Genomic DNA, 23763 nt, shown 5'->3' with positions numbered 1-23763 from the left:
ATCGGTACGCTTCCGGTCTCCTACTTATTGAATGCTTCTCCAGCTATAGCCTGGCTATCTAAAACTAAAATCCCTTTTTCTACAGGGGCATCAACCAACCCAAGTTCTTTAGCTGAGCATATCATCCCAGCCGAAGGGACTCCGCGAAGTTCCGCATCTCGTATAACCATTCCTGATGGCATAACGGCGCCAACTTTTGCGACAACAACTTTCTGCCCTTCCTCTACGTTCGGTGCACCACAGACAATCTGGACCGCCTTTTCTCCTATATCTACTTGACAAACACTCAATTTATCCGCGTCAGGATGTTTTTCTTTTTTCAATATATGCCCTACAACAAATTTCGGAGTAAAATCAACATCAAGTTTAAGTTCCACGTTATTCTTCAAAAGCGCTTCTTGAAGTCGTTTAACTACGTCTTCAGTTAATTCAACTTCGCCGACTGTTTGAATATCCAAATAAGTCGATGCTTTGAAGAGGTTAAATGCAATTACTTCTTCAGTCGCCTCATCTTGAATTAACGTTACATCTCCTGACGATTTCGAGATAACCGCTTGCGGCCGTGTAAGTGTAAGTTGAAATAGCAATACATCCCCAACACCATCTAAATTATAAAATACATTCATTTTTTCTTGCCTTCCCTTCTTGCCAAACGATTTTTAGCCATGATAAAAATTGGATCCAGTTTACCATCGTCATAGATGAATGACAGAGAGGTTACTGGAACAGCGCCTGTTGTAAAGAAATGCATAGCCATCTGTGCCAGCACATCATAACCTGTATCATTTCGGATATCACCAATTATTAGCACGTCTTGATGTGGGACGGAAACGGTCATATGTCCTTCAACTTTTCCTGCCATCTCTTTCAAGAATGCACTGTTAAGTATCCTACTGGCATCGTAGCCATCATTATTGTTGATAAAGTAAAAGATATTCCCCGACACTTCATCTTGTTTCATAGCAGTTGGCAATGCCCTAACACGGAAAAGTGCAGATTCTGTTACTTCCATTTCAGACATTCCGATTGATTCAAGCATACTTTCGTCAACTAATCGGTAAGTAGTTCCAAGGTCGAGTGCATAATAGATACGCGTTTCCGCAGTATGCTCTTTCATTAGAAATCGATGCCCAGCAGCTGATTCCTCAGGAAATGAAGATGATCTAATAACCGGGAAAATGACTGCGCTATCTACAAATCCTTCTGATTGTTCTTTTTCCATCGCTTTAAATGTTTCCCCAATTGTATAGACTATTTCTTTTATAGCTACTTCCTTTTTGCGTTCATATTTAACCAGAATTTCCGGGAGCGATATATCCATTCCTTTTTTAAGAATCGAATGCTCAAGACGAACCTTATCCGCTTTCCGGTCGAACTTCCAAATAAAATGTTCGGATGAAAGTTGTTCTTTTAAGATTGATACCAGTTTTTGAGAATTCATAGATCTTTTTGCCTCCATTTATCGGATAACTGAATCATTTTGCCTACTCGGCAGTTGTAGTAGAACTCTGCTCAATAGACCGTACGATTTCCATCATCTTCGGTAAGTTTTCTTCAATTTTTTTCTTTTTTGTCATTGTCGTGATTTTGGATCCACCTACACTTACAATAAGCTCCACATTATCCTCACCGCTTTTTACAACCGCTGCGAAACCGAATGTGCCATCATCAGAGAATGTGGCTTGCTCAATAATTTCTTTACTCTTATCGATTAGGAGCAAATCATAAAATAGTTTACTGTCACTCTTCTCATTTGGATTAATAAAAAGGATGAACGTCTCATCATTTTTTGTAAAGACGATATTTTGCTCATCTGAACTATCATTCATCGCAAACCCGGCAGGCTTGTATAATTTAATACCATCTATTTCTTCAGTAGGACTTTTATCATTCAATTGAAATGCTTCTCGCGCCGCCTCGATTCCTGCAGTAGCTCTTTCATCAAGCGATTTTCCACATGCTGTAAGCAGTATAATGGATATCATCATCAGGAATATGAATTTCCATTTCCGGAACATTCGATTTCCTCCAATCATTAATTTGAACTCCATAACCATTTTAAAGATGTTACTCTCCTGTTGCAACCTCTTACAACTTATAGATGTGGCAACTTCGTAATTACTGTGAACGTTGATAGTATTTTAATTGTCCGATTAGTAGTTGCATAATATGTTTAAATAGGTCATTACGATTTACCGCACCTGCAGTAAACATGCCTATCGCTCCTTCTTTACTTCGGATTCCACTCGATTCAAAATAGGTATCGACAACGTGGCCAAGTTCGTTTCCCGCTGCCACCCTTACCGCAATTTCTTGCGGTAAGGGTATTTGTGCTCCACCAGCCGTAAACCTTTTTCCATTTGGAAGTACGAGAGCTCCCCAATTACAAAGATACATTTGCTCATCGATTAAACGAACGCCACCCTCAAGCCCGATTCCAATCGTTTCTCCGTTCTTGCCTGCAGCTCGTAAAGCACGATTGATTGCTCCTAACCTTGTATCCTCGTCACCGTACGGTTGATTAGAAACGCCCGAACCTACTTCAACGCTTGAAATGATTGAATGTGGGAAGTAGTGAGAAATCACATCATTTGCAGCTGTTACTTTTGCCACATTGACAGAACCAATCATAAAATCCATTCAACTTCCCCTCCGATTTATCCATGTAGAAAGTCGTCCTGGCACATTATTAGGGAGTGCTAGGACGACCTTAATCAGTCTATAATAGCGCAATACTCAAACATTGCTTTTGATTGTTTCCACTGTCGTTTTATCACTTGCTTGTACTAATTTCACAAGTAGTTCTTTTGCCGCCGCATAGTCATCTGTATGGATGATTGATCCCGATGTATGAATATAGCGTGAACATATGCCAATCACAGCACTTGGAACTCCTTCATTGGATGTATGAACTCGACCAGCATCCGTCCCACCTTGTGAGATGAAGTACTGATAAGGAATGTTATGTGTTTCTGCCATATCAAGGATAAATTCGCGCATGCCACGATGTGTTACCATCGTGCGATCAAAAAGACGAAGTAATGCACCTTTTCCAAGTTGACCAAACTCACTTTTATCACCAGCAGCATCATTTGCAGGACTCGCATCTAACGCAAAAAACAAATCTGGATTGATCATTGTTGCAGCCGCTGCGGCTCCACGGAGACCGACTTCCTCAAGTACGTTTGCTCCTGAGTACAAATTATTTGGCAACACTTCACCATGTACTTCTTTTAGTAACTCAATGGCTAGACCGCAGCCATATCTGTTATCCCATGCTTTAGCAAGTATTTTCTTGTTATTTGCCAGTGGTGTGAACGGGCTAACAGGTACAATTTGTTGACCAGGACGGATGCCGATTGTTATTGCGTCCTCCTTATTATCTGCACCAATATCGATTAGCATATTTTTAATGTCCATCGGCTTGTTCCGCACTGCATCACTTAGCAAATGCGGTGGAATCGAACCAATCACACCAGTTACGGGACCGTTTACCGTTATAATTTCAACACGTTGCGCTAGAAGGACTTGGCTCCACCATCCGCCAAGCGGCTGAAAACGGATCATTCCATTATCCGTTATTTGACTCACCATGAATCCGACTTCATCCATATGGCCCGCAACCATAATACGCGGACCATCTTCAGGACCTTTTCTGACACCGAAAATACCACCCAGATTATCTTGAATTAACTCATCGGAATACTTAGCAAGTTCACCCCGCATATAATCACGCACAGCATGTTCATTACCCGGTGCGCCCGGAAGTTCAGTCAACGTTTTAAACATCTCAAGTGTATCTTTGTGCATTGAATATTGCCCCCTACTTATCATGTATTGATCTACTGTAATTAGTGTAGTCGATTAGTCAGAAACTTTCCAACGATTAATTCGTTAATCGAATTACTATTTCCATTGGCTAGCTTGGCAAAGATAAGTAAATTTGTGGTACACTAGTTGAAATACCGATTGTAGGGGGTAATGAATATGAAGTTAAAAGATTTCCTAGCTGGTGTGTTGACAGGTGTTGCTGCTGGAGTTATTGTCAGTGAATCAATCGACCGTATGAATCAGAATGTTTCTGCAGACTCGGTTTTAAACACAATTAAAGATGCTTTTAAAAACGAAGGTCCAATAGATGGTTCATGGATCGTCATGAAAACTGAGCCATACACGAACAATGTAATTACAATGGATGTTTACCGTGGTGGCATATCACGGATTAAAGAAGGTGTACTGGAACAATTCGAATTTGCGGCCGACGCAAAAACGGGTACAGTTGTTGAACTAGTAAAATCCTAATAAAAAACCGCCACACGCCCGGAAATCTCCGGGCGTGTGGCGGTTTTTTTATTTACCTGAAACTTTAATTGATTCGATAATTTCTTTTCCGCTTGTATCCCATCTCACTAGTCTGTAATAAGCATCATGATAAAAAGTAAATCTATAACTCCCCGCAAGTGCTTCTTTCATCAATTTCTCTTTTGCAAAAATCGATGTCATCGGGTAATCATCAAAAGCCAATACCCACAATGGATTACTGTGTGCCTGAGTAGGCATGATATCAGCCATATGAAGAATCGTCTCGCCACCTTGCGTCAATTTGATAATACTATGACCATTGCTATGACCGCCTGTATGAACCATTTCAATCCCCTGCATGATCGTCATGCTTTCTTCAAATGTCTTTACCTGCTGTTGAACAGGCTCCCAGTTTTCTTTTAAATATGTATTTCTGGAACGAATATTCGGGCTTTGCATTTCGTCCCATTCAATTTTCGAAACAAAAATAGTTGCATTTGGAAAAACGGAAACTAGATTCCCTTCACGCCATTCTGTCAAACCAGCCGCGTGGTCATTATGCAAGTGCGTCATTAAAATTATATCAATATCTTCAGCTAACAGGTTGAGCTGGGACAGATTCTCTACCACCTTCGAATCTCCGAAAATCCCCAAATTTCTTTTCGTCTTTTCAGACATTTTCCCATTTCCATGACCAGTGTCAATCAATATATTTTTCCCTGCGAACTGAATCAGAATCGGATCATTTCTCATTTTAATACGATTTTGTTCATCCGATTCATAGCGCTTCGACCAGAGAGCTTTTGGAACAACACCAAACATTGTCCCACCGTCTAAATAATTTCCGCTGCCATCTAGCCATGTCAACTTCATTGCATGAAATGTATATGTATCCATGAAACAGCCCCCATTCCCTAATTAACTTACATGTTTGTAAATCTGGATTCAAGTCTGTATATCGGATGACCTTTAGCTGAAAATTTCTCTTCGTATTCCGTCATTATATTATCCTCCGGCATTTCTGCATGTAAATCGAGGGATACTAAACAAAGTTTCATACCGTACTGCGACATAGATACAAGTGAGTATTCGAACAGAAGACGGTTATCCGTTTTAAAATGAATTTCCCCTCCGGGCGCGAGTACTTCCTCGTATAACTTTAAAAATGTTTCATGTGTTAATCTCCGTTTGGCATTTCTAGCTTTCGGCCAAGGATCGGAAAAATTCAAATATACTCTGTCGATTTCTCCTATATGGAAGATCTTTGCAAGATCCATTCCATTTGCACGAAACAATCGTAAATTAGATGGTTTATTTGCTTCCACCGCTTTTTCAAGTGCTGAAACAATCACATTATCAAAATGTTCAATACCGATATAATTCACATTTGGGTTGGCAATTGCCATGCCGATAATAAATTGACCCATTCCTGATCCGACTTCTATATGAATCGGATTGTCGTTTCCAAAAAGGGTATGCCACCCATTTATCATTTTTTCTGGTTCTGCTAAAAGGACATCGGGGTGTTCTGCCATATAGTCCCTCGCCCATGGTTTATTGCGAAGTCGCATTATATACACTCTTTTCTATTTATAATTAATTATTCTTCAGCGGGTTGTTCGTCATCAGGACCAAATAATCTGCTAATCGAAGTTGTTTGTCCCACATTAAGAATTGATTGGGCTGCTTTGAACTGTGTCGATTTCATTGGCACAGACGATTTACTGAGCCTAGAAAACCATTCCTCGTAGGATCGCCTATCAACAATTTCAACATCGAATGCCTTTCCAGGGTGATCGATATACCCATTTCGTGAAACCAAATATTTCCGAATAGGAAAATCAATTTTTTGAGCATTAAATATGCTAGTTATAATTTTTTCAGTTCGATTTAGCGCGATAAGCGGACTTAGTATTTTCGAATCTTTGTTACCTGACTTCTTTAGCCAGAATCTGTCTCCGCTACCGCTATAAGCCGCAAGATTCTCTGATTCAAGTACAGTTATGCATTGGCATTCAACTGGTGTCACGATGATAATATCGAGTTCCACAGGCGCTTTTTTTAATAACAGAATCGGGTAATAGAACAATAAATAATTGTCTGGAAGCTGCTGGGCCAAACTCCTTAAAAGGGTATCTCGCGTAAAACGAGTATTGACTTTCGACTTATCCATTAATGTGGAGCTAGCCCATTTTATCTGAAAATGAAAAAGTTGATCCAAATACAGTTTTCTTAATTGTTCTAAATTGGATGGGTTATGAATTAAGTTCGGGTTAAAGCCGAAATTGTCTTCTTCATCTTCACTTACAATCTCTTCATTAGCAGGTTCTATTTCTGACAGTCCCGTTCTCCGTTGACCAAAGAGCCGGACTAGAGGGGAAAACCATTTTCCCTCAATCGGTTCTACTGGATTATCTTGAATCACCTGTTGCCATTCTGATAAATCTGCGCCACTTTCCCATTGGGTCTTCATACGTTCCCATTGATATCTTTTTAAGCGGATATACTGTGAAGGGTAACGTGATAGATCCTGTTCGTAACGGGAGACATAGTCGAGCAGTTTGACAAGTTGCGCCATGTCCAATCACTCCGATCACATACTGTCTATCATTAATTACCCGAGATGAAAGTCGGAATCTGTACCACAAATGCTTCTTGTAACTTTTTCGTCACAAGCCCCGGTACTCCTGACCCTAAAAGCCGATCGTCGATTGAAATGACCGGCATTACTTCAGAACTTGTTGACGTTAAAAAGAATTCATCCATTTCGAATGCTTCGTCCAATGTAAATGATTTTTCTATAAATGGAATCCCTTGTTCCTTGCAGAGCTCAAGCACAACTTGTCGCGTGATTCCATTCAATATAAGATTCGTAACCGGATGAGTATAAACTGCTCCATCCTTTACGCCGAACATATTTGATGCAGATCCTTCCGTCACAACACCATCACGATGAAGTAGCGCTTCGCTACAACCTGCTTCTATAGCTTCTTGTTTAGCGAGAACATTTCCAAGCAAGTTTAGACTTTTAATATCACAGCGCAACCAGCGAACATCTGCCACGGTTTTAACTCGGACTCCGTTTTCAATATCTGTTAAAGGTCTTGGGTTGTTGACCGCATATGCAGTAACGACTGGCGAAACCGATAAATCAGGAAATTGGTGAAGTCGAGGTGCGGAGCCGCGTGTAATCTGCAGATAGACATGACCAACTAAAATATTATTAGCAGCTACTAATTGACGTGCAATCTCCATCAATTGGACTTCTGCATAAGGTATTGCTAACTTTATTTTTCCAGCACTTTGATACAAACGATTGATATGTTCTTCTGCCGTATACAATTCTCCACCATATACTTTAATCACTTCATAGACACCATCACCAAAATAATATCCACGATCGTCAATCGAAATGTTTAATCCTTCTCGCTCAGTAAACTGTCCGTCAACAAAATACACTGTCATCTTTATTCCCCTTTCGTTTCTCCGCTCGCCAGACCGCAAATTGCGTCTGCATAAATGGCTGTTGCCTTCACTAAATCGTCTATATAAACATATTCATCAGCCTGGTGAGCTACATCTTCCCTACCAGGAAATAACATTCCAAAAGCAACGCCCTTGTCAAGGACGCGTGCATAGGTGCCACCGCCAATAGCCAATAGCCCGGCGTGTTCTCCGGTATGCTTAGTATACACCTCTTGTAAAGTCCTTATGAGAGGATCAGCAGCATCGACGTGATGGGGTTCCGAGTTCGATCCTACATCCATTGAAAATGGCGTATCTGCCAACCTTTCCATACATGTCGTTATTTTCTCTTCAAACGGATAGGTGACTGAATAACGCATGCTAACGTTGATTTCACCACCGGTTTTAGAATCAAAGGTAACAATACCCGCATTCAGCGTTGTATCTCCCGACATTTCATCATTGAATGCTAAACCAAGAAACAGTCCGCGCGACTCATTTGCAAATGCATCAAACATGAATTGAGTGAAGTCCTTCGATGGGCCTTCTTTAAGTATACGATTCAAATAGGAAGCTAAAAGTACAGCTGCATTTATCCCATTGTTAGGTTCCATCGCGTGTGCAGATTTCCCATTTAAATTGATGACAGTATGACCGCTTTCATTGGCAATGCCCCCCGTCACATTATGAATATTTAAAAATGTAACGAATTGCTCATTATCAATTTCGACTTCCCTCGCAAGATGTGCCTCAGCATAATCAGGAACCATATTTGTCCGATTACCTGATTTGAAAAACAGGAGTTGTTGATCAGCAAATACCGCTTTTTGTTTAAACAGGACAGAGGCAATTCCTTTTTCAGCGTTTATAATTGGGAAATCCGCGTCAGGAGCAAAGCCAATCGTTGGCATTTCTTCTTTTTCAAAATAGCGTTTCACACAACGGAATCCACTTTCTTCATCTGTTCCTATAATGAGGCGCACTCGCTTATTCAGCATAATTCCAGATTCTTGAACCATTTTCATCGCGTGCCATGCTGCAATTGTCGGTCCTTTATCGTCTATAGCACCACGCCCAAATAACTTATCATCATCCACCGTCCCGGCAAACGGTCCATAATTCCAATTGCTCCCTGCAGGAACCACATCAACGTGGCAAAGAATTCCTAAAAGTTCATCCCCTTGCCCCATTTCAATATGTCCCGCCATATTATCTATATTTTTTACAAGCATCCCAGCTTTTCTACCTTCTTCTAATATCCAGTCTAAGGCGCGTTTCGGTTCTGGCCCAAATGGCATTTCTTCCGTAGCTGCGCTTTCATCTAAAATAGAAGGAATGGCAATCAATTGCTGTAAATCCCCTATCAGCTTCTCTTTGTTTTTCAAGGCCTCAATTTTCCAATCCATCAATCAAGACACCCTCCTTCTTAATAACCCTATTTTCACACGTTAGACTAAGAAAATAAAGTGGAAACCACTTTCACTGAATCTTCACAAAAAATTCATGCAATCTTTACATAAATAAGTTATACTGGTATTGTCAGAAAAAATAATCTGACGTACCAACCTTTTCGAAAGGATGTGCGGTGTCAGGAATAATTTCAACGTGCTTTAGGCAACATTCATAAGTCTCATGACCAATGATTTTGGATAATGAAGATGAAGGGGTGATTCCACACTTGAAACCTGCAACTGATCGTATGCTTACACGCATCAAAGATGTATATTTTTATATCCTTGATAACGGAACTGTAACTACAGAAAACCTGGTAGAAGAATTTGGTATCACTCACCGTACTGTCCAAAGGGACTTAAACGTCCTGGAATACAACGAGCTTATAATGAGCCCGGTGCGAGGTAAATGGACAACGACAGCAAAAAAAGTGAAATTATCTTCTTGACCCGCACGTAACCTTGAAAAGCGAAAGGCGCCAGCTCTTAACCCTGCTTCCGCAGGCATATAGGCTGGCGCCTGCAGTCTGGGCACAATCTTAAGCGTAACGCGCCTGACGCCCTCTAAAAAGGCACCCGTAGGCTATAAGCGCAATATCCTTAATAGAAGTTATCTACGGTACGAGATTATAGAATTAGTTAAACTATAAAAGAAGCTGAGCCGTATCTAACGGCTCAGCCCTTTTTATTTTTTTGAAATCTGCATGAGCTGTTCTATTTCCTCTACCGTCAATTCTCGGTATGTCCCTAGTGCTAGAGTTTCATCCAAAGATAAAGGTCCCATTGATAAGCGTTTTAAGTAGATGACCGTCTTGTCAACCGCCTCAAACATCCGCTTCACTTGATGGAATTTTCCTTCTGTAATTGTTAATTCAACTTCAGAAATGACATCTGACTTCAAAATGTTCAGTTGACCCGGCTTCGTTTCGTAGCCATCATCCAATGTAACACCTTCTAAAAACCGTTCAACGTCTTCCCCCGTAACAATCCCATCGATATGTGCATAATACGTTTTCGGGACACCTTTTTTAGGAGACAATAAATTATGCGTAAGCTTGCCGTCATTTGTCAGCAAAAGAAAACCTTCCGTATCTTTATCTAACCTACCCACTGGAAAGGGTTCAAAAATCTGATACTTTTCATCCAGCAGATCAACAACTGTCCTATCTCTCGAATCTTCCGTTGCAGATAATACACCTTGTGGCTTATTCATCATCAAGTAGATAAATTCTTTGTAGACAACCCGCTCACCGAGTATCGTTACTACATCACTGTCCACATTGACATGCATTGAGGAATCTTTTACTGTATCTTCATTTACTCGAACAGCCCCTTTTTTCATAAGTTGCTTAACTTCTTTACGAGTACCGTATCCCATATTTGACAATAATTTATCTAAACGCATTATTTTCCTCCTAAAAAGCCTAATTTCTTCGTGAATTTAGTCAATCGCTCACCGAATAACTTCTGTGCGAGACCAGTTTTAAGTGACAGATACCCATAAATGACTGCACCAACTGTTGCACATATAAAAATGTACAAGAGAGACTGCATTTTTCCGTCAGCAGGACTGAGCGCCGTCAAGCCTTTCAGCGTAAACATAACCGCAACTAACATAATGATATTCAATATAGCGATTAGGATTAGTCTTCTAAATACCATCTTCGATTTATAATGAAGGGTTTTTGAAATGATGACGATATTGATGCCTACTGCGATTGAGTATCCAATTGCAGTTGCAAGAATAGCACCATTCGTTTCAAACATTTGAATGAGCGGTATATTGAGTGCAAGTTTAAATAACAGGCCAAGTAACGAAGTAAACACAATCCACTTATGCCGATCAATACCTTGCAGAATTGCAGCTGTCACTGAATATAATCCGAACAAAACAGCGACTGGTGCATAACTTGCCAGAATTCCTGCTCCGACAGCACTTTCACTATAAAGGAATTGGTATAGCTCATTTGATAAGATGATTAATCCGATAACCATCGGAACTGTCAAATACAACATAATTTGAAATGTTTGATCAAGTGAACGTGTGATTCCTTTTTGGTCTTTTTTTGCATAATAACTAGTTATGACCGGAATCAAAGCCATTGAAAATCCAGTTGCTACCATCACCGGAATCATAACAAACTTATGGGTCAGTAGATTCAACATCCCTAAGTAAGTATCGGAAACCTTAGACATTCCGATTGATTTCATTGCTTCATTAAATGTGATCATGTCAACGAACTGATAAAGAGGATTGATCACACCAACGAGAACGAATGGCAATATATAAGCAAATACTTCTGTATACATCTCTTTGAAAGAAATATTACTCGCTGGAGGACTATTCGAAAGCAGATGATCCAGTTCAGGCTTATAGGACTTCCAGTATTTAAAGAGGACTACAAGACCTGCTAGTGCTCCGATAAATGCTGCGAATACTGCAAAACTGATTGCTGCTTTTGGAGATTCATCCAGGACGTTAACGACAATAAATGCGCCCCCAAGAACGACAATGATTCTAACAATCTGTTCGACAAGTTGCGACACTGCTGTCGGCTCCATTTTCTGATATCCCTGAAGGAAGCCACGCACGATACTCATAAGTGGTACAGCAAGAAGTGCATAACTAACCCAACGGATAACGCCGGCAATATCATCTATCGTAAATATTTGTTCTTCATCTCTACGAACGAGGTGAGCAATTGGCTCAGCCAATAAATAGAGAGTAATAAATGAAACAATACCTGTCAGCGTCATCACAAGCATTCCAGACTTCAGCAATTTCCGTCCGGTTGCATAATCACCTAAGGCATTATATTTCGAGACATATTTTGATATTGCTAATGGTGCTCCAGAAATAGCGATGGCCAATGCAATATTGTAAGGAATATAAGCGTATTGATATAATCCGATATTTTCTTCTCCTACAATTGCATAAAGCGGAATTAAATACAAAAGCCCAAGTGCTTTAGATAAAAACAGCCCCACCGTAAGTATGGCGGTCCCTTTTACAAGATTTGATGACATAATTGATCCTTCCAATCTCCCTAAATCTACTTAACAGTTTACCCCCACACGCCGTTTTTCACAATGAATAACGGCGAAATGTGTCGAATTGAAAAAACTGTAAGCGTGGTTTACATTATGTATGACGTCGGCATCTTACAAAGGTTTGAGTAAAACGTATAGACCAGTGAAACAAAGGGGCACTCGCCAAATAAAAAATCGCAGAGTTCGTATAATGGGGATTAAATTCAAGATAAATCAGGCTACCTTCATCCATTTAGTAATGGAAAAAGACAACCTGAAGGGAGTCTATATATGTCTCATAACGCTAGGCAAGTTTAATGTGGTTAATCTCGTTTTAATTTAATTTTTTCGTTAGCAATCAGTACACCTTGCTTAAATTCTTCATAGTCAGGCTCTGTTGCGTTTAGGAAGCAAGTGGTAGCAATTTTTTTCGCTATCAATCTCCTGCCTTTCCTGACTATATCCGTTCCTCCTGCATGGCTAATCAGTTTATTATAGATACGCTGACACTCTTTCTGTTGAAACGCTTCGTGTCTAATTTGCTCTTTCTCTGCGCTTGTTAAATACGTTATCTCTTGATTTTCAACTTGCTCACTACTATGTCCTTCAACTTCGCTATTTTCATCTCTAGTCATTCCGTACACTCTCCCGATTCTTCGTCAAAGCAAATATACTCAAGTACATTAACTTTGCTTCCTCATCTTTAAAATTCAATACATGTACCATCTCAGTCTTGGTAAAGAAGTTTGCAACCAAATGAAAAACACCATCAAATCCGCTTGAGTACCCATTCTAAGACCTCTTCACTTAAATCTCACATGTATGATAATTGTACCACATGCGGTTGCTATTTTTTCATCTGCTACTTCTCTCCTTTTCAACCACCTCAATGCTTTTTAATGATGCTGTGTTAAACTAATACTTAATAATTCATTACCGAAAGGCTTGATAATACAATGACTACTAATTATGTTGATGCAGACGTCATCATCATTGGCGGAGGCCCATCAGGATTGATGGCTTCAATCGCTGCTGCTGAAAACGGAAGGAAAGTTCTCCTGCTTGAAAAAGGTAAAAAACTTGGCACTAAACTGGCCATCTCAGGGGGCGGACGTTGTAACGTTACAAACCGTTTGCCTCAAGAAGAAATCGTTAAAAATATTCCAGGCAATGGACGTTTTTTGTACGGTCCCTTCGCCGTTTTTAATAATGAAGACATCATTACCTTTTTCGAGGGTCTTGGCGTTGCATTGAAAGAAGAAGATCACGGTAGAATGTTCCCCGTTTCAAATAAAGCAAAAGATGTTGTCAATGCATTGCTTGAAGAAATGGATCGTTTAAATGTTGAAGTCAGATTAGAAACGCGCGTAAAAAAACTATTGATGAATGAAGAACAAATTATTGGTGTCAGACTCGATTCTGGCGAGGAAATCCGCTCGCACGCTGTTGTTGTAGCGGTCGGTGGAAAAGCGGTTCCTCAAACCGGTTCAACAGGCGACGGCTATCCATGGGCGGAAAAAGCCGGCCATACCGTGACAGAACTTTATCCAACAGAAGTTCCTTTACTATCAAATGAACCTTTCATTGTCTCAAAGGATCTACAAGGTCTTGCGCTTCGTGACGTGGCGGTATCGGTCCTTAACGCCAAAGGCAATAATCTTATCACGCATCAAATGGACATGTTGTTCACCCATTTCGGCTTAAGCGGTCCTGCGATTTTACGATGCAGTCAATTCGTTGTGAAAGAACGGATGAAAAATGGCAACAAGCCCGTTGAAATGAGAATCGATTCAATGCCTGCACTCAATGAAGAAAAAGTATTCCAACTGCTCAACACATCATTAAAAACGGATTCAACGAAAGCCGTGAAGAATGTGTTAAAAGGAATTGTACCTGAACGCTGGATGCTGTTTTTATTCGACCAGGCGGGAATTGACCCAACTGAAACCGGAGCCCAGATGCAAGTAGAAAAAATTCGTACTTTGACGAAATTATTGAAGGCTTTTTCAATGAACGTCAATGGTACTCAACCAATTGAAAAAGCATTCGTCACAGGCGGCGGGGTCTCTGTCAAAGAAATCGTTCCAAAAACGTTAGGTTCCCGCAAGAAAGAAGGACTCTACTTCTGCGGTGAAATTTTGGATATTCATGGCTATACAGGCGGTTATAACATCACTTCCGCACTTGTTACTGGCAGAATTGCAGGCATGAATGCAGGAGAGCACGCGACTGATTTATAAACATTGAGAATAGAAAAACTATACGCCAGATTCAAGAAACCCAACTAAAAAAATCCGCCGGAAGAGATACATCTCTTTCGGCGGATTTTCTTTCTTTATCCTACTGCAACAATATTAATAAGTCTTCCTGGAATCGCGATGACTTTCTTCACTTCTTTGCCTTCAAGAAGTGTTTTCACATGTTCATCTTCCAGTGCAAGCTTTTCAAGCTCATCCTTCGTAACATCTTTCGATACGATGATTTTAGCACGCACTTTCCCATTAATTTGAACAGCCATTTCGACAGTATCATCGACAAGCTTCGATTCGTCATATGTTGGCCAAGTTTCATACGTCATCGTCTCCGTATGGCCCAACTTCTCCCATAGCTCTTCTGCAAGATGGGGTACCACTGGAGAAATCATTTTCACGAAACCTTCTACATATTCTTTTGGAATTGTATCTGTTTTATAGCCTTCGTTTATGAAAACCATCAACTGAGAAATCGCAGTATTATTACGCATTCCCTCAAAGTCTTCCGTCACCTTTTTCACTGTTTGATGGTAGACCTTTTCAAGTGCCCCACCTGTTTTTCCACCAATTTTCGTACTTAGAGATCCATCTTCATTGACAAACAAGCGCCAGATTCGGTCAAGGAAGCGACGAGCTCCATCGAGACCATTTGTCGTCCATGCTTTTGAACCTTCTAAAGGTCCCATAAACATTTCATAAAGACGTAGCGAATCTGCCCCGTGTGAATGAACAATATCATCAGGATTGACAACGTTGCCTTTAGATTTTGACATCTTCTCATTGCCTTCACCAAGAATCATTCCTTGGTTGAACAATTTCTGGAATGGCTCTTTCGTGTGTACAACACCGATATCGTAAAGTACTTTATGCCAGAAGCGTGCGTAAAGCAGATGTAGAACCGCGTGTTCTGCGCCACCTACGTAGATATCTACAGGCAACCAACGTTTCGCAAGTTCAGGGTCGATGATCATCTCATCGTTATCCGGATCGATGTAACGCAAGTAATACCAGCAACTTCCCGCCCATTGCGGCATCGTATTCGTTTCGCGGCGACCTTTCATACCTGTTTCAGGATGTGTCACATTTATCCATTCCTCGATGTTTGCAAGTGGAGACTCACCCGTTCCACTTGGTTTGATATTATCCGTTACCGGTAATACGAGTGGTAAATCCGCTTCTTCAACAGGTGTCATCGTGCCATCTTCCCAGTGGATAATTGGAATCGGCTCGCCCCAGTAGCGTTGTCTTGAGAACAGCCAGTCACGAAGACGGAATGTAATCTTCTTGTCGCCTTTGCCATTTTCAACAAACCAAGCGATCGCTTTATCAATTGCTTCATCTTTCCCTAATCCGTCAAGGAAACCTGAATTGACATGTTTGCCATCTCCAACATACGCTTCTGCAGAAACGTCGCCGCCTGCTACAACTTCAATGATTGGAAGGTCAAATTCTTTTGCGAACTCATAGTCACGCTCATCATGTGCAGGAACCGCCATAATTGCGCCCGTTCCGTAAGTCGCAAGAACATAATCCGCGATCCAGATTGGCATTTTTTCACCGCTTGCAGGGTTGATAGCGTAAGCCCCCGTAAAGACACCAGTCTTTTCCTTCGCAAGATCTGTTCGTTCAAGATCACTTTTCATTTTCACTTCATTTAGATATTTTTCGACTGCATCTTTCTGTTCTGCAGTAGTCACTTGTTCAACCAATTTTAATTCTGGTGCAAGCACTGCATATGTCGCACCAAAAATCGTATCCGGACGTGTTGTGAATGCTTCAAACGTCAGATCAGTTCCATCAATTTCGAACGTCAGCTGCGCCCCTTCTGAACGACCAATCCAGTTACGTTGCATATCTTTCAAGCTTTCCGGCCAGTCCAGTTCATCTAAATCTTCAAGAAGACGATCTGCGTAATTTGTAATACGCAGTACCCATTGGCGCATCGGACGTCGCTCGACTGGATGACCACCACGTTCTGACTTGCCGTCAATCACTTCTTCATTCGCTAAAACCGTACCTAGTGCTGGGCACCAGTTAACAGCTACTTCATCAACATAAGCCAAACCCTTGTTGTAAAGTTGGATGAAAATCCATTGCGTCCATTTATAATAAGATGGATCCGTTGTATTAATTTCACGGTCCCAATCGTATGAAAATCCGAGATCATTCATTTGACGCTTGAACGTCGCTATATTTTTCGCTGTAAATTCAGCGGGATCATTTCCTGTATCAAGCGCATATTGCTCGGCCGGAAGTCCAAAGGCATCCCAGCCCATCGGATGAAGAACATTATAGCCTTGCTTCCGTTTGAATGAACTTAAAATGTCTGTTGCGATATAGCCTAGGGGATGCCCAACATGAAGACCCGCCCCCGATGGATATGGAAACATATCTAACGCAAAGAACTTCGGTTTTGATGGATCATCCATCATTTTAAATGTTTTATTGTCCTTCCAGTGCTGTTGCCATTTCTTTTCAATTTGCCCGTGATTATAACTCATTTACAATTCCTCCTATTTAAATCAATTGCGCCTCGGCGTAATTGCGTCCAGATTTTGAATCGAGCTTGTGCCTGCAGGATGCAGGTATGCAACAGGGAAGGATTGAACTGCATCCTTCCTATTGCCGCAGGACGCGGCGAACTTAAGTTGCCTTTCCACTCCCTTAAAAATCTGTGACATCCGCCGGAGGCTTTATTTTCATTCAGCCGGTGCATGAACACCGGCTGAATGAAAATAAAAAACTCCCGTCCCTTAAAAAGATAAGGGACGAGAGTACTATAGATTCCCGCGGTGCCACCCAAATTGACGGAAAAACCGCCCAACTTGATTCCTTAACGCGGACAACGGCACGGGTTACTGATTTACTGTTTAGTAGTTCACCAATGCAGGCTCCGAGGCGAGTTCATCTCCATCGTACAGGCTTTCACCAACCGCCTGCTCTCTAAAATCGACAGCAAAGATTACTATTCCTCATCTACGCCAAAGCTATTGCTTCTAGTTTACCCGAATTGTGGCACTTTAACAACCTTCATTTCACGCCTTCAATAACGTCTTTTACAATTAATTCAGCTTCCGTCGAATCGATAACTTCTTGAATTGTAAAACCCTCAAACACTTCTTTCAACTCAAGTCCTTCAGGAGTCACATTTATTAAAGCACGTTCTGTAATTATTTTATGAACGACTGCTTTCCCTGTTAACGGTAGCGAGCACTCTTTTTTAATTTTTGCTGAGCCATCTTTTGCAACGTGGTCCATTATAACGATTATTTTGCGAGCGCCATGAACGAGATCCATCGCGCCTCCCATTCCTTTAATCATTTTACCAGGAATCATCCAGTTGGCGAGGTCCCCATTTTCGGAAACCTCCATGGCACCTAGAATGGCAACGTCCACATGTCCTCCGCGAATCATCGCAAACGATTCTGCACTGTTAAAGTATGCAGAACCCGGAATTGATGTGACCGTCTCTTTTCCTGCGTTAATCAGGTCCGGATCGACTTCATCAGAGGTCGGATAAGGTCCGATACCCAGTAGTCCATTTTCTGATTGAAGCACGACTGTTTTGTCCGGCGAAATATAGTTTGCGACAAGCGTTGGCATACCTATCCCAAGATTGACATAGTTCCCATCTTCGATTTCCTTTTCAGCCCGTCTAGCAATTCTTTCCCTTACATTCACTTCTCCCATTTCATACATTCCCCTTTCCTTAGCGAGTCGTCAGACGCTCAATTCGTTTTTCCTGTTTAGCTTGTAGAAGTCCTTGCACATAGATACTCGGTGTATGAATTGCTGCAGGATCTAAATCTCCCGTTGCAACGATTTCCTCTACTTCAGCAATCGTGAACTTCCCTGCTGCCGCCATCATCGGATTAAAGTTTTGTGCTGTTTTATTGTAAATCAGATTACCGAATTGATCGGCTGTTGCTGCACGGACAAGTGAAAAGTCTGCGCGCAACGCTTCTTCTAGTACATATTCTTTGCCATCGTAAATCCGAACTTCTTTTCCTTCAGCTACCAATGTACCAACACCGGCCGGCGTGAAAAATGCCGGAATACCAGCTCCGCCTGCACGGATTTTTTCGGCTAACGTTCCTTGGGGCGTTAACTCGACTTCAATTTCACCGGAAAGCACTTGTCGTTCAAATTCTTTATTTTCTCCCACATATGAGCCAATCATTTTCTTAATCTGTTTATTCTTTAGTAGAAGTCCAAGTCCCCATTCATCGACTCCACAGTTATTTGAAATGACAGTAAGGTCTTTTACGCCTTTTTCAACTAGTGCTAAAATGAGCTGTTCAGGAATCCCTACGAGCCCAAATCCACCAACCATTAATGTTGCGCCATCCTCTATCTGTGCAACAGCATCTTTTGCTGACTTATAAATCGGTTTCATTTTACATCCCCCTTTTAAATCTTGCTAATTAAGCCGCAATTATCTATCTCTTCAATTAAATCATTCTATAGAAGATGTTGCAATGAAAGCATCTAACTTAATGGTATTAATCGTTTCTAAATTTAATAAAAATGAATTTTCGATGACTTTAATAAACATCCCAATAATGAGATGCCATACTTTCTAGACTCACAGACCGCCTCTGTTTACACTCAAACCAACTGAAGCTGATGACTTTCTTTATATTCCGACAAGACAAACACCTTATGTTCCATAATTCAAATGTTACTACAGTGTAAAACCATGATATAATCAACTGTTAGAGGAGTGAATGAAGTGGATAAATTGAACTTACCATTCCCTACTGAAGGGAAACGATATCATACATGGTCACGACACTTAAAGGATGAATTCGGATTTAAAGTGATGAAAGTTGCACTTGATGCAGGTTTTGATTGCCCCAACCGAGATGGTACGGTCGCTTTCGGTGGCTGCACATTTTGCAGCGTTGCAGGTTCTGGTGATTTTGCCGGAGATCGTGTTGACCCAATCGAGGTCCAATTTGCAGAGATTAGTGAAAGAATGCATAAGAAATGGAAAGACGGCAAATACATGGCTTATTTTCAGGCGTATACAAATACACACGCTCCACTCCCCAAGTTAAAAGAGAAATTTGAAGCAGCCTTGGCGCAAGAAGGTGTTGTCGCATTGTCAATCGCGACGCGTCCAGATTGCTTGCCCGATGATGTCGTGGAGTATTTGGCAGAACTGAATGAACGTACTTACCTGTGGGTTGAACTAGGACTTCAAACCGTCCATGAAAAGACCGCAAATCTTGTCAATCGGGCTCATGATTTCAAATCATACGTAGAAGGTGTTGAGAAACTACGTAAACATGGCATCCGAGTATGTACCCATATCATCAATGGTTTACCACTTGAAGATTACGATATGATGATGGAAACTGCACGTGAAGTTGCAAAACTTGACGTCCAGGGGATAAAAATTCATCTTCTACATTTATTAAAAGGAACACCAATGGTGAAACAATACGAAAAAGGTCAGCTTGAATTTCTAGAAAAGCAGGAGTACATTGATCTTGTAGCTGATCAGCTTGAAATCCTCCCCCCCGAAATGATTGTTCACCGTATTACTGGCGATGGTCCGATTGAATTGATGATAGGACCGATGTGGAGTGTCACAAAATGGGAAGTATTAAACGGCATAGACAAAGAACTCGAACGTCGTGACAGCTGGCAAGGTAAACATTACAAAAGGGCGGTCGAATTGATTTGAAGTTGCATCGGATTCTTCCTTTCGCAAGACAATTATTCAAAGATACAGTTCATGCAGGCGAAACCGTTATCGACGCAACGGCTGGTAACGGGAATGATACCCTTTTCCTCGCAGAACATGTCGGTGAAACTGGCCGCGTCTTTGCTTTCGATATACAGCAATCCGCACTCGATTCAACTGCTGAACATTTAGGCGACTTAAAGGAACGGGTCTCACTTATATTGGATAGTCATGCGAACGTTGAAAAGTACGTCGATGGGCAAATTGGTTGTGCGGTCTTCAACCTCGGCTATTTGCCGCATAGTGATGATCTATCGATTGTTACACAATCAGAATCTACAATTCAAGCTATCCAAAAGATGCTTGGATTGTTAAAAAAAGGCGGTATTATTGCGATTTCTGTCTATGATGGTCATGAAGGCGGCGCTGAAGAACGGGACGCACTTTTAGATTATGTAACTAGTTTACACCAGGCAGACGTACACGTAATTCGTTACCAGATGATCAATCAACGAAATAACCCTCCATTTTTGATTGCTATGGAAAAAATGAAAGACTTTAAAATAGTTAAACAAGTGGAATAAATAAAAGGTTGCTCTGATTGTTATTAAATCAGTTGCAACCTTTTATTATTTCCTTAATTAGATATGGAATAGCTGGGAATATTGTATCTTGAGACACGGCTGTTGATTAACCATAAAATAACTTGATGAAATACTGGGCACTACGTGTAGAATTGCTTTTGGTTCGCTTTGAATTGAACAACGCCTATACTATTATCGAAATGTCTTAGTAAGCAGGAACGCGACAGGCTAATAAACACAACAGGATTACTTGAAAGAGTGTATCTAGAAGTGTCGTATTTATATTTAATTCGCCAAAAGCGGGTCTGAAATAGTCCAGTGATAGCGGCGGTTTTCAAGCCCTTCTCGCCAGCTTTTTATGCAAGTAAATAGTTAATCAACTGACGTGATATTGAGTTCTACTATTCACTGTTCATAATCCCGCAAATCTGCAATCGGATCTATCGTTTTCAGGTCCACATTCTCCATAAACTTTATCAGACTCGTGGCTGTTTGTGCTGCACTGCTTAACAACCCTTTTTCTTTGTAGTCTATAAAACGCCCAAGGAGTGGAAATGCCTCTTCCTTACTTCCCCGAATAGTCTCCTGCATATCAGTATCGATAATGCCTGGCGCGATAGATACAATTCCTACGGGAAACGCCGCACTTTCCTGTTCTAGTGTGATCACGCGCGAAAATTGATCAAGTCCGGCTTTCGTTGTGCAATATGTCCCCCAGCCTTCATAAGCATTGCGGCCCGCTCCGGAAGATATATTCACAATCCGCTTCAATCCTTCACAATCTTTTAATTTCTTAATGAATGCATTAGAAAGAATCATAGGTGCTGTCAAATTGAGCGCTAAAGCACTTGTCATTTCATCTGCATTCACTGTCCCAATCAAACCTATGGGGGCAACCGTACCCGCATTATTAATTAGTGTGAATGAAGTAATTTTCTCCGAAGCGGTTAATAAAATTTCATCCATAAGAGTTTCTAGTATATCTGTTTCAGTAAGATCTGCTTCGACAAACTTTACCCCATCCAGTTCCCTTGCAGTGCGTGCAATTCCGATAACATAATGTCCCTTAGCACTTAATTGTTTTATAAGTTCATAGCCAATCCCTTTTGACGCACCTGTAACAATATACATATTCATTCATTCCACCCTTTCTGTATACATACTCAACAAAAATTCCATGTTAATCATTTTAAGAAATTTCGAGAAATCAATCTTACTAACAGCTATCCTATCAGAAATACGAACTAATTATAACTGCCCCATCTCTGCCAACGGGTTTAAACCAACCACCGTCATCAATGAAATTTGATGCCAACAATAGCGATCCTATTCCAGTAACAATATTGACTAAGAAAACATACCTTAATTTTATATTTCTCGATAATAAACCTGTTACTAGAATGAATAATATAGAACCAACAAATAGAAATGTTGCTTCCTCTCGCTTAATATGCTGCCCATATTCATAGTAGTGAAATAGGAAAGATACCGGTATTAATGAAACAATCAACCATAGTATTTTCGTGAAACCCCTCATAACTATCCATTCACTCCCCAATCGACAACTCGCTTAAACGCATGATAGCTTCATGCTCTTCAAACGAACTAAACCAACGATAATTATTGTTATCTAAAATTCTATAATGTTTGCTGATCACATTTTGTTGCAATCGAAAATTCCCTTTACAATCAATTTCATTCCACCAAATTCTGCCCCCCATGGATTTATCTCTTGGCCTATCTATTCCGTTATGTGCAAGTGTTTCAATGATTTCTAGAGGTTCATCCCCTAAAACAGACCGCAAAATTTCACTGTCCCTGAATAATGCACAAACCGTAATTACAGTTGTCCAACCCGCTAACGTTCTTCCTTTTTCGATTTGAATAAGTGTCTTTTTTGAAATACCTATAATGTCCGCCATTTTCTCTTGTGAATAACTTTTTTCCAATCGAATTAGTCTCATTTTTATTGAAATAATTTCGATTACCTGCCCTTTATTCATCATTTCCATCTCCTAGGTTACTAATAACACCAATTAGTGTAATTTTACACCTTAAATTATTATATAGCAAATATATGCAAATAAAAATAGAGCTATCTATATAAACTGTAACTCAATTGGAGGTACAGTTTATACACTAGCCCTTATCATATTTACACGTTCAAATTATGTTTTTGACGTAAAAATACACTTATTCGATAATAGATAATTTAACGGTTTTGCGTCCCCATTTAAATGCTTCGTTCTTTGTAGGAATGAAGACATCGATTTTATTCCCCTTGATGGCACTGCCAATGTCACCTGCGATTGCATATCCATATCCTTCGACAAAAACTTTTGTACCGAGCTCAATAACATTCGGATCAACTGCAATCACCTTCAGATTTGAATTTTCTCTTAAGTTAATACCTGTTTTCGTTATACCGGAACAACCGCTACAATAAGCTGTATAAGCAGTTGCTGTTACGGTGAACTCTTTGACGACATTAGTGGCAGCTGAACGCGATACAATCTTTGAAGTAGGCTTTTCTGCAGCTGCGGTTGATTCCCCACTTTCCTTCGCATTTGAATCAATAATTATTTCTTGATTTGGAGATATTATATTCGACTTTAAATTATTACTTGATTTAATATTTGCGACTGTTGTATTATGCATTCTAGAAATACTGAAAAGCGTGTCTCCCTTTTTAACTGTATAGTTTGAAGTTGATGTAGACTCCTTCTTTGTTTCATTTAACATTTTGGGTGTTTGGTATAACGTATCTCCGATTCTAACTATATCTGTTTGAGATGATGCATAAACCGCCTGTGCTCCACTAACCAATAAAGCGATTGTCAATACTTGTGCCAAAAGAAAGTTTTTCATTTACTCGTCTCCTTGTTTTGTATTCTAAGGTGTCAGCTTCCCCACCTTGTATTACAAGAACGTTACAACGAGTTGTCTTTTTCATTACAAATAAGCAAAAAAACCTATTAAATTATTTC

At 40.5% G+C, this 23763-nt stretch carries 25 protein-coding genes and 1 other annotated feature; of the genes, 5 read left to right on the top strand and 20 right to left on the bottom strand.

Features of this window, described 5'->3' with window-relative positions; all coding sequences use genetic code 11:
- Positions 1–20: 20 nt before the first annotated feature.
- From ytpR to AC25Y5_RS01240, 5 genes are all read right to left on the bottom strand, one after another.
- Entirely contained in the window at positions 21–626 is a 606-nt protein-coding gene (gene ytpR / locus AC25Y5_RS01260; protein WP_488138735.1) for a YtpR family tRNA-binding protein, read from the bottom strand.
- The gene (locus tag AC25Y5_RS01255) at positions 623–1441 is read right to left on the bottom strand and encodes a DUF1444 family protein (RefSeq protein WP_488138734.1); all 819 of its coding nucleotides are present in this window, start codon (positions 1439–1441) and stop codon (positions 623–625) included. The genes ytpR and AC25Y5_RS01255 overlap by 4 nt, the downstream gene beginning before the upstream one ends.
- A 43-nt stretch (positions 1442–1484) precedes the next feature.
- Positions 1485–2018: a hypothetical protein gene (locus tag AC25Y5_RS01250; protein WP_488138733.1), complete on the bottom strand. Its 534-nt coding sequence runs from the start codon at positions 2016–2018 to the stop codon at positions 1485–1487.
- A 100-nt stretch (positions 2019–2118) separates the two neighbouring features.
- Positions 2119–2640 (bottom strand): DUF84 family protein, encoded by a 522-nt coding sequence (locus AC25Y5_RS01245; RefSeq protein ID WP_488138732.1) that lies wholly within the window; start codon positions 2638–2640, stop codon positions 2119–2121.
- A 96-nt stretch (positions 2641–2736) separates the two neighbouring features.
- A complete protein-coding gene (locus AC25Y5_RS01240; protein ID WP_488138731.1) occupies positions 2737–3810 on the bottom strand; it encodes a M42 family metallopeptidase in 1074 nt (357 codons plus the stop codon).
- 177 nt (positions 3811–3987) lie between these two features.
- Between AC25Y5_RS01240 and AC25Y5_RS01235 the strand changes: the two genes are divergently transcribed.
- The gene (locus AC25Y5_RS01235) at positions 3988–4302 is read left to right on the top strand and encodes a hypothetical protein (RefSeq protein WP_488138730.1); all 315 of its coding nucleotides are present in this window, start codon (positions 3988–3990) and stop codon (positions 4300–4302) included.
- Between the two features lie 48 nt (positions 4303–4350).
- On the opposite strand, the gene AC25Y5_RS01230 is transcribed toward AC25Y5_RS01235, so the two are convergent.
- The 5 genes from AC25Y5_RS01230 to pepV are packed head-to-tail and all read right to left on the bottom strand — an operon-like array spanning position 4351 to position 9173.
- A complete protein-coding gene (locus tag AC25Y5_RS01230) occupies positions 4351–5199 on the bottom strand; it encodes a YtnP family quorum-quenching lactonase (protein ID WP_488138729.1) in 849 nt (282 codons plus the stop codon).
- 26 nt (positions 5200–5225) lie between these two features.
- Positions 5226–5873 (bottom strand): tRNA (guanosine(46)-N7)-methyltransferase TrmB, encoded by a 648-nt coding sequence (gene trmB, locus AC25Y5_RS01225; RefSeq protein ID WP_488138728.1) that lies wholly within the window; start codon positions 5871–5873, stop codon positions 5226–5228.
- 29 nt (positions 5874–5902) lie between these two features.
- The gene (locus tag AC25Y5_RS01220; protein WP_488138727.1) at positions 5903–6880 is read right to left on the bottom strand and encodes a nuclease-related domain-containing protein; all 978 of its coding nucleotides are present in this window, start codon (positions 6878–6880) and stop codon (positions 5903–5905) included.
- Between the two features lie 32 nt (positions 6881–6912).
- Positions 6913–7767, bottom strand: a complete 855-nt coding sequence (dat, locus tag AC25Y5_RS01215) for a D-amino-acid transaminase (protein ID WP_488138726.1) — start codon at positions 7765–7767, stop codon at positions 6913–6915.
- A 2-nt stretch (positions 7768–7769) separates the two neighbouring features.
- A complete protein-coding gene (gene pepV / locus AC25Y5_RS01210; RefSeq protein WP_488138913.1) occupies positions 7770–9173 on the bottom strand; it encodes a dipeptidase PepV in 1404 nt (467 codons plus the stop codon).
- A 272-nt stretch (positions 9174–9445) separates the two neighbouring features.
- Between pepV and AC25Y5_RS01205 the strand changes: the two genes are divergently transcribed.
- Positions 9446–9667 carry a DeoR family transcriptional regulator gene (locus AC25Y5_RS01205; protein ID WP_482100110.1) on the top strand — a complete coding sequence of 74 codons (222 nt, stop codon included), beginning with the start codon at positions 9446–9448 and terminating at the stop codon, positions 9665–9667.
- A 236-nt stretch (positions 9668–9903) separates the two neighbouring features.
- Here the strand turns inward: AC25Y5_RS01205 and AC25Y5_RS01200 are convergent, their stop codons facing one another.
- The 3 genes from AC25Y5_RS01200 to AC25Y5_RS01190 form a co-directional block, all read right to left on the bottom strand.
- A complete protein-coding gene (locus AC25Y5_RS01200; RefSeq protein ID WP_488138725.1) occupies positions 9904–10623 on the bottom strand; it encodes a pseudouridine synthase in 720 nt (239 codons plus the stop codon).
- Complete coding sequence (locus AC25Y5_RS01195) at positions 10623–12245, bottom strand: putative polysaccharide biosynthesis protein (RefSeq protein WP_488138724.1); 1623 nt, start codon at positions 12243–12245, stop codon at positions 10623–10625. Before AC25Y5_RS01195 ends, AC25Y5_RS01200 begins: the two co-directional genes overlap by 1 nt.
- A 326-nt stretch (positions 12246–12571) precedes the next feature.
- Positions 12572–12883 (bottom strand): hypothetical protein, encoded by a 312-nt coding sequence (locus AC25Y5_RS01190; RefSeq protein WP_488138723.1) that lies wholly within the window; start codon positions 12881–12883, stop codon positions 12572–12574.
- Positions 12884–13204: 321 nt separating this feature from the next.
- Here AC25Y5_RS01190 and AC25Y5_RS01185 point away from each other — a divergent pair, with 321 nt between their 5' ends.
- Positions 13205–14488, top strand: a complete 1284-nt coding sequence (locus AC25Y5_RS01185; RefSeq protein ID WP_488138722.1) for a BaiN/RdsA family NAD(P)/FAD-dependent oxidoreductase — start codon at positions 13205–13207, stop codon at positions 14486–14488.
- A 95-nt stretch (positions 14489–14583) separates the two neighbouring features.
- Here the strand turns inward: AC25Y5_RS01185 and leuS are convergent, their stop codons facing one another.
- The 3 genes from leuS to AC25Y5_RS01170 all read right to left on the bottom strand — a co-directional run bounded on the left by leuS (position 14584) and on the right by AC25Y5_RS01170 (position 18896).
- Positions 14584–17001, bottom strand: a complete 2418-nt coding sequence (gene leuS / locus AC25Y5_RS01180) for a leucine--tRNA ligase (protein ID WP_488138721.1) — start codon at positions 16999–17001, stop codon at positions 14584–14586.
- Between the two features lie 260 nt (positions 17002–17261).
- Positions 17262–17488: a binding site (T-box leader), on the bottom strand.
- Between the two features lie 42 nt (positions 17489–17530).
- Positions 17531–18190: a 3-oxoacid CoA-transferase subunit B gene (locus tag AC25Y5_RS01175; RefSeq protein WP_488138720.1), complete on the bottom strand. Its 660-nt coding sequence runs from the start codon at positions 18188–18190 to the stop codon at positions 17531–17533.
- 19 nt (positions 18191–18209) lie between these two features.
- Positions 18210–18896, bottom strand: coding sequence for a CoA transferase subunit A (locus AC25Y5_RS01170; protein ID WP_488138719.1), 687 nt, complete (start codon positions 18894–18896; stop codon positions 18210–18212).
- A gap of 336 nt (positions 18897–19232) precedes the next feature.
- Between AC25Y5_RS01170 and mnmL the strand changes: the two genes are divergently transcribed.
- Positions 19233–20192, top strand: a complete 960-nt coding sequence (mnmL, locus tag AC25Y5_RS01165; protein WP_488138718.1) for a tRNA modification radical SAM protein MnmL/YtqA — start codon at positions 19233–19235, stop codon at positions 20190–20192.
- Positions 20189–20776 (top strand): tRNA 5-(aminomethyl)-2-thiouridylate-methyltransferase MnmM, encoded by a 588-nt coding sequence (gene mnmM / locus AC25Y5_RS01160; protein ID WP_488138717.1) that lies wholly within the window; start codon positions 20189–20191, stop codon positions 20774–20776. The genes mnmL and mnmM overlap by 4 nt, the downstream gene beginning before the upstream one ends.
- Before the next feature lie 405 nt (positions 20777–21181).
- On the opposite strand, the gene AC25Y5_RS01155 is transcribed toward mnmM, so the two are convergent.
- The 4 genes from AC25Y5_RS01155 to AC25Y5_RS01140 all read right to left on the bottom strand — a co-directional run bounded on the left by AC25Y5_RS01155 (position 21182) and on the right by AC25Y5_RS01140 (position 23644).
- Positions 21182–21913, bottom strand: a complete 732-nt coding sequence (locus AC25Y5_RS01155; RefSeq protein ID WP_488138716.1) for an SDR family NAD(P)-dependent oxidoreductase — start codon at positions 21911–21913, stop codon at positions 21182–21184.
- 94 nt (positions 21914–22007) lie between these two features.
- Complete coding sequence (locus AC25Y5_RS01150; protein ID WP_488138715.1) at positions 22008–22313, bottom strand: hypothetical protein; 306 nt, start codon at positions 22311–22313, stop codon at positions 22008–22010.
- A gap of 10 nt (positions 22314–22323) precedes the next feature.
- Positions 22324–22779, bottom strand: a complete 456-nt coding sequence (locus AC25Y5_RS01145) for a helix-turn-helix transcriptional regulator (RefSeq protein ID WP_482099849.1) — start codon at positions 22777–22779, stop codon at positions 22324–22326.
- 190 nt (positions 22780–22969) lie between these two features.
- A complete protein-coding gene (locus AC25Y5_RS01140) occupies positions 22970–23644 on the bottom strand; it encodes a 3D domain-containing protein (RefSeq protein ID WP_488138714.1) in 675 nt (224 codons plus the stop codon).
- Between the last annotated feature and the right edge of the window lie 119 nt (positions 23645–23763).

It is taken from the genome of Sporosarcina sp. Y1011 (genome assembly GCF_057669885.1).
The sequence above is the reverse complement of the archived record's forward strand: the minus strand, read 5'-3'. Positions and strand labels throughout refer to the sequence as shown.

Excerpts from the sequence above, each read along its gene's own strand:
- ytpR (WP_488138735.1), bottom strand. The coding sequence starts at position 626 with ATGAATGTATTTTATAATTTAGATGGTGTTGGGGATGTATTGCTATTT.
- AC25Y5_RS01255 (WP_488138734.1), bottom strand. The coding sequence starts at position 1,441 with ATGAATTCTCAAAAACTGGTATCAATCTTAAAAGAACAACTTTCATCC.
- AC25Y5_RS01250 (WP_488138733.1), bottom strand. The coding sequence starts at position 2,018 with ATGTTCCGGAAATGGAAATTCATATTCCTGATGATGATATCCATTATA.
- AC25Y5_RS01245 (WP_488138732.1), bottom strand. The coding sequence starts at position 2,640 with ATGGATTTTATGATTGGTTCTGTCAATGTGGCAAAAGTAACAGCTGCA.
- AC25Y5_RS01240 (WP_488138731.1), bottom strand. The coding sequence starts at position 3,810 with ATGCACAAAGATACACTTGAGATGTTTAAAACGTTGACTGAACTTCCG.
- AC25Y5_RS01235 (WP_488138730.1), top strand. The coding sequence starts at position 3,988 with ATGAAGTTAAAAGATTTCCTAGCTGGTGTGTTGACAGGTGTTGCTGCT.
- AC25Y5_RS01230 (WP_488138729.1), bottom strand. The coding sequence starts at position 5,199 with ATGGATACATATACATTTCATGCAATGAAGTTGACATGGCTAGATGGC.
- trmB (WP_488138728.1), bottom strand. The coding sequence starts at position 5,873 with ATGCGACTTCGCAATAAACCATGGGCGAGGGACTATATGGCAGAACAC.
- AC25Y5_RS01220 (WP_488138727.1), bottom strand. The coding sequence starts at position 6,880 with ATGGCGCAACTTGTCAAACTGCTCGACTATGTCTCCCGTTACGAACAG.
- dat (WP_488138726.1), bottom strand. The coding sequence starts at position 7,767 with ATGACAGTGTATTTTGTTGACGGACAGTTTACTGAGCGAGAAGGATTA.
- pepV (WP_488138913.1), bottom strand. The coding sequence starts at position 9,173 with ATGGATTGGAAAATTGAGGCCTTGAAAAACAAAGAGAAGCTGATAGGG.
- AC25Y5_RS01200 (WP_488138725.1), bottom strand. The coding sequence starts at position 10,623 with ATGCGTTTAGATAAATTATTGTCAAATATGGGATACGGTACTCGTAAA.
- AC25Y5_RS01195 (WP_488138724.1), bottom strand. The coding sequence starts at position 12,245 with ATGTCATCAAATCTTGTAAAAGGGACCGCCATACTTACGGTGGGGCTG.
- AC25Y5_RS01190 (WP_488138723.1), bottom strand. The coding sequence starts at position 12,883 with ATGACTAGAGATGAAAATAGCGAAGTTGAAGGACATAGTAGTGAGCAA.
- AC25Y5_RS01185 (WP_488138722.1), top strand. The coding sequence starts at position 13,205 with ATGACTACTAATTATGTTGATGCAGACGTCATCATCATTGGCGGAGGC.
- leuS (WP_488138721.1), bottom strand. The coding sequence starts at position 17,001 with ATGAGTTATAATCACGGGCAAATTGAAAAGAAATGGCAACAGCACTGG.
- AC25Y5_RS01175 (WP_488138720.1), bottom strand. The coding sequence starts at position 18,190 with ATGGGAGAAGTGAATGTAAGGGAAAGAATTGCTAGACGGGCTGAAAAG.
- AC25Y5_RS01170 (WP_488138719.1), bottom strand. The coding sequence starts at position 18,896 with ATGAAACCGATTTATAAGTCAGCAAAAGATGCTGTTGCACAGATAGAG.
- AC25Y5_RS01155 (WP_488138716.1), bottom strand. The coding sequence starts at position 21,913 with ATGAATATGTATATTGTTACAGGTGCGTCAAAAGGGATTGGCTATGAA.
- AC25Y5_RS01150 (WP_488138715.1), bottom strand. The coding sequence starts at position 22,313 with ATGAGGGGTTTCACGAAAATACTATGGTTGATTGTTTCATTAATACCG.
- AC25Y5_RS01145 (WP_482099849.1), bottom strand. The coding sequence starts at position 22,779 with ATGAATAAAGGGCAGGTAATCGAAATTATTTCAATAAAAATGAGACTA.
- AC25Y5_RS01140 (WP_488138714.1), bottom strand. The coding sequence starts at position 23,644 with ATGAAAAACTTTCTTTTGGCACAAGTATTGACAATCGCTTTATTGGTT.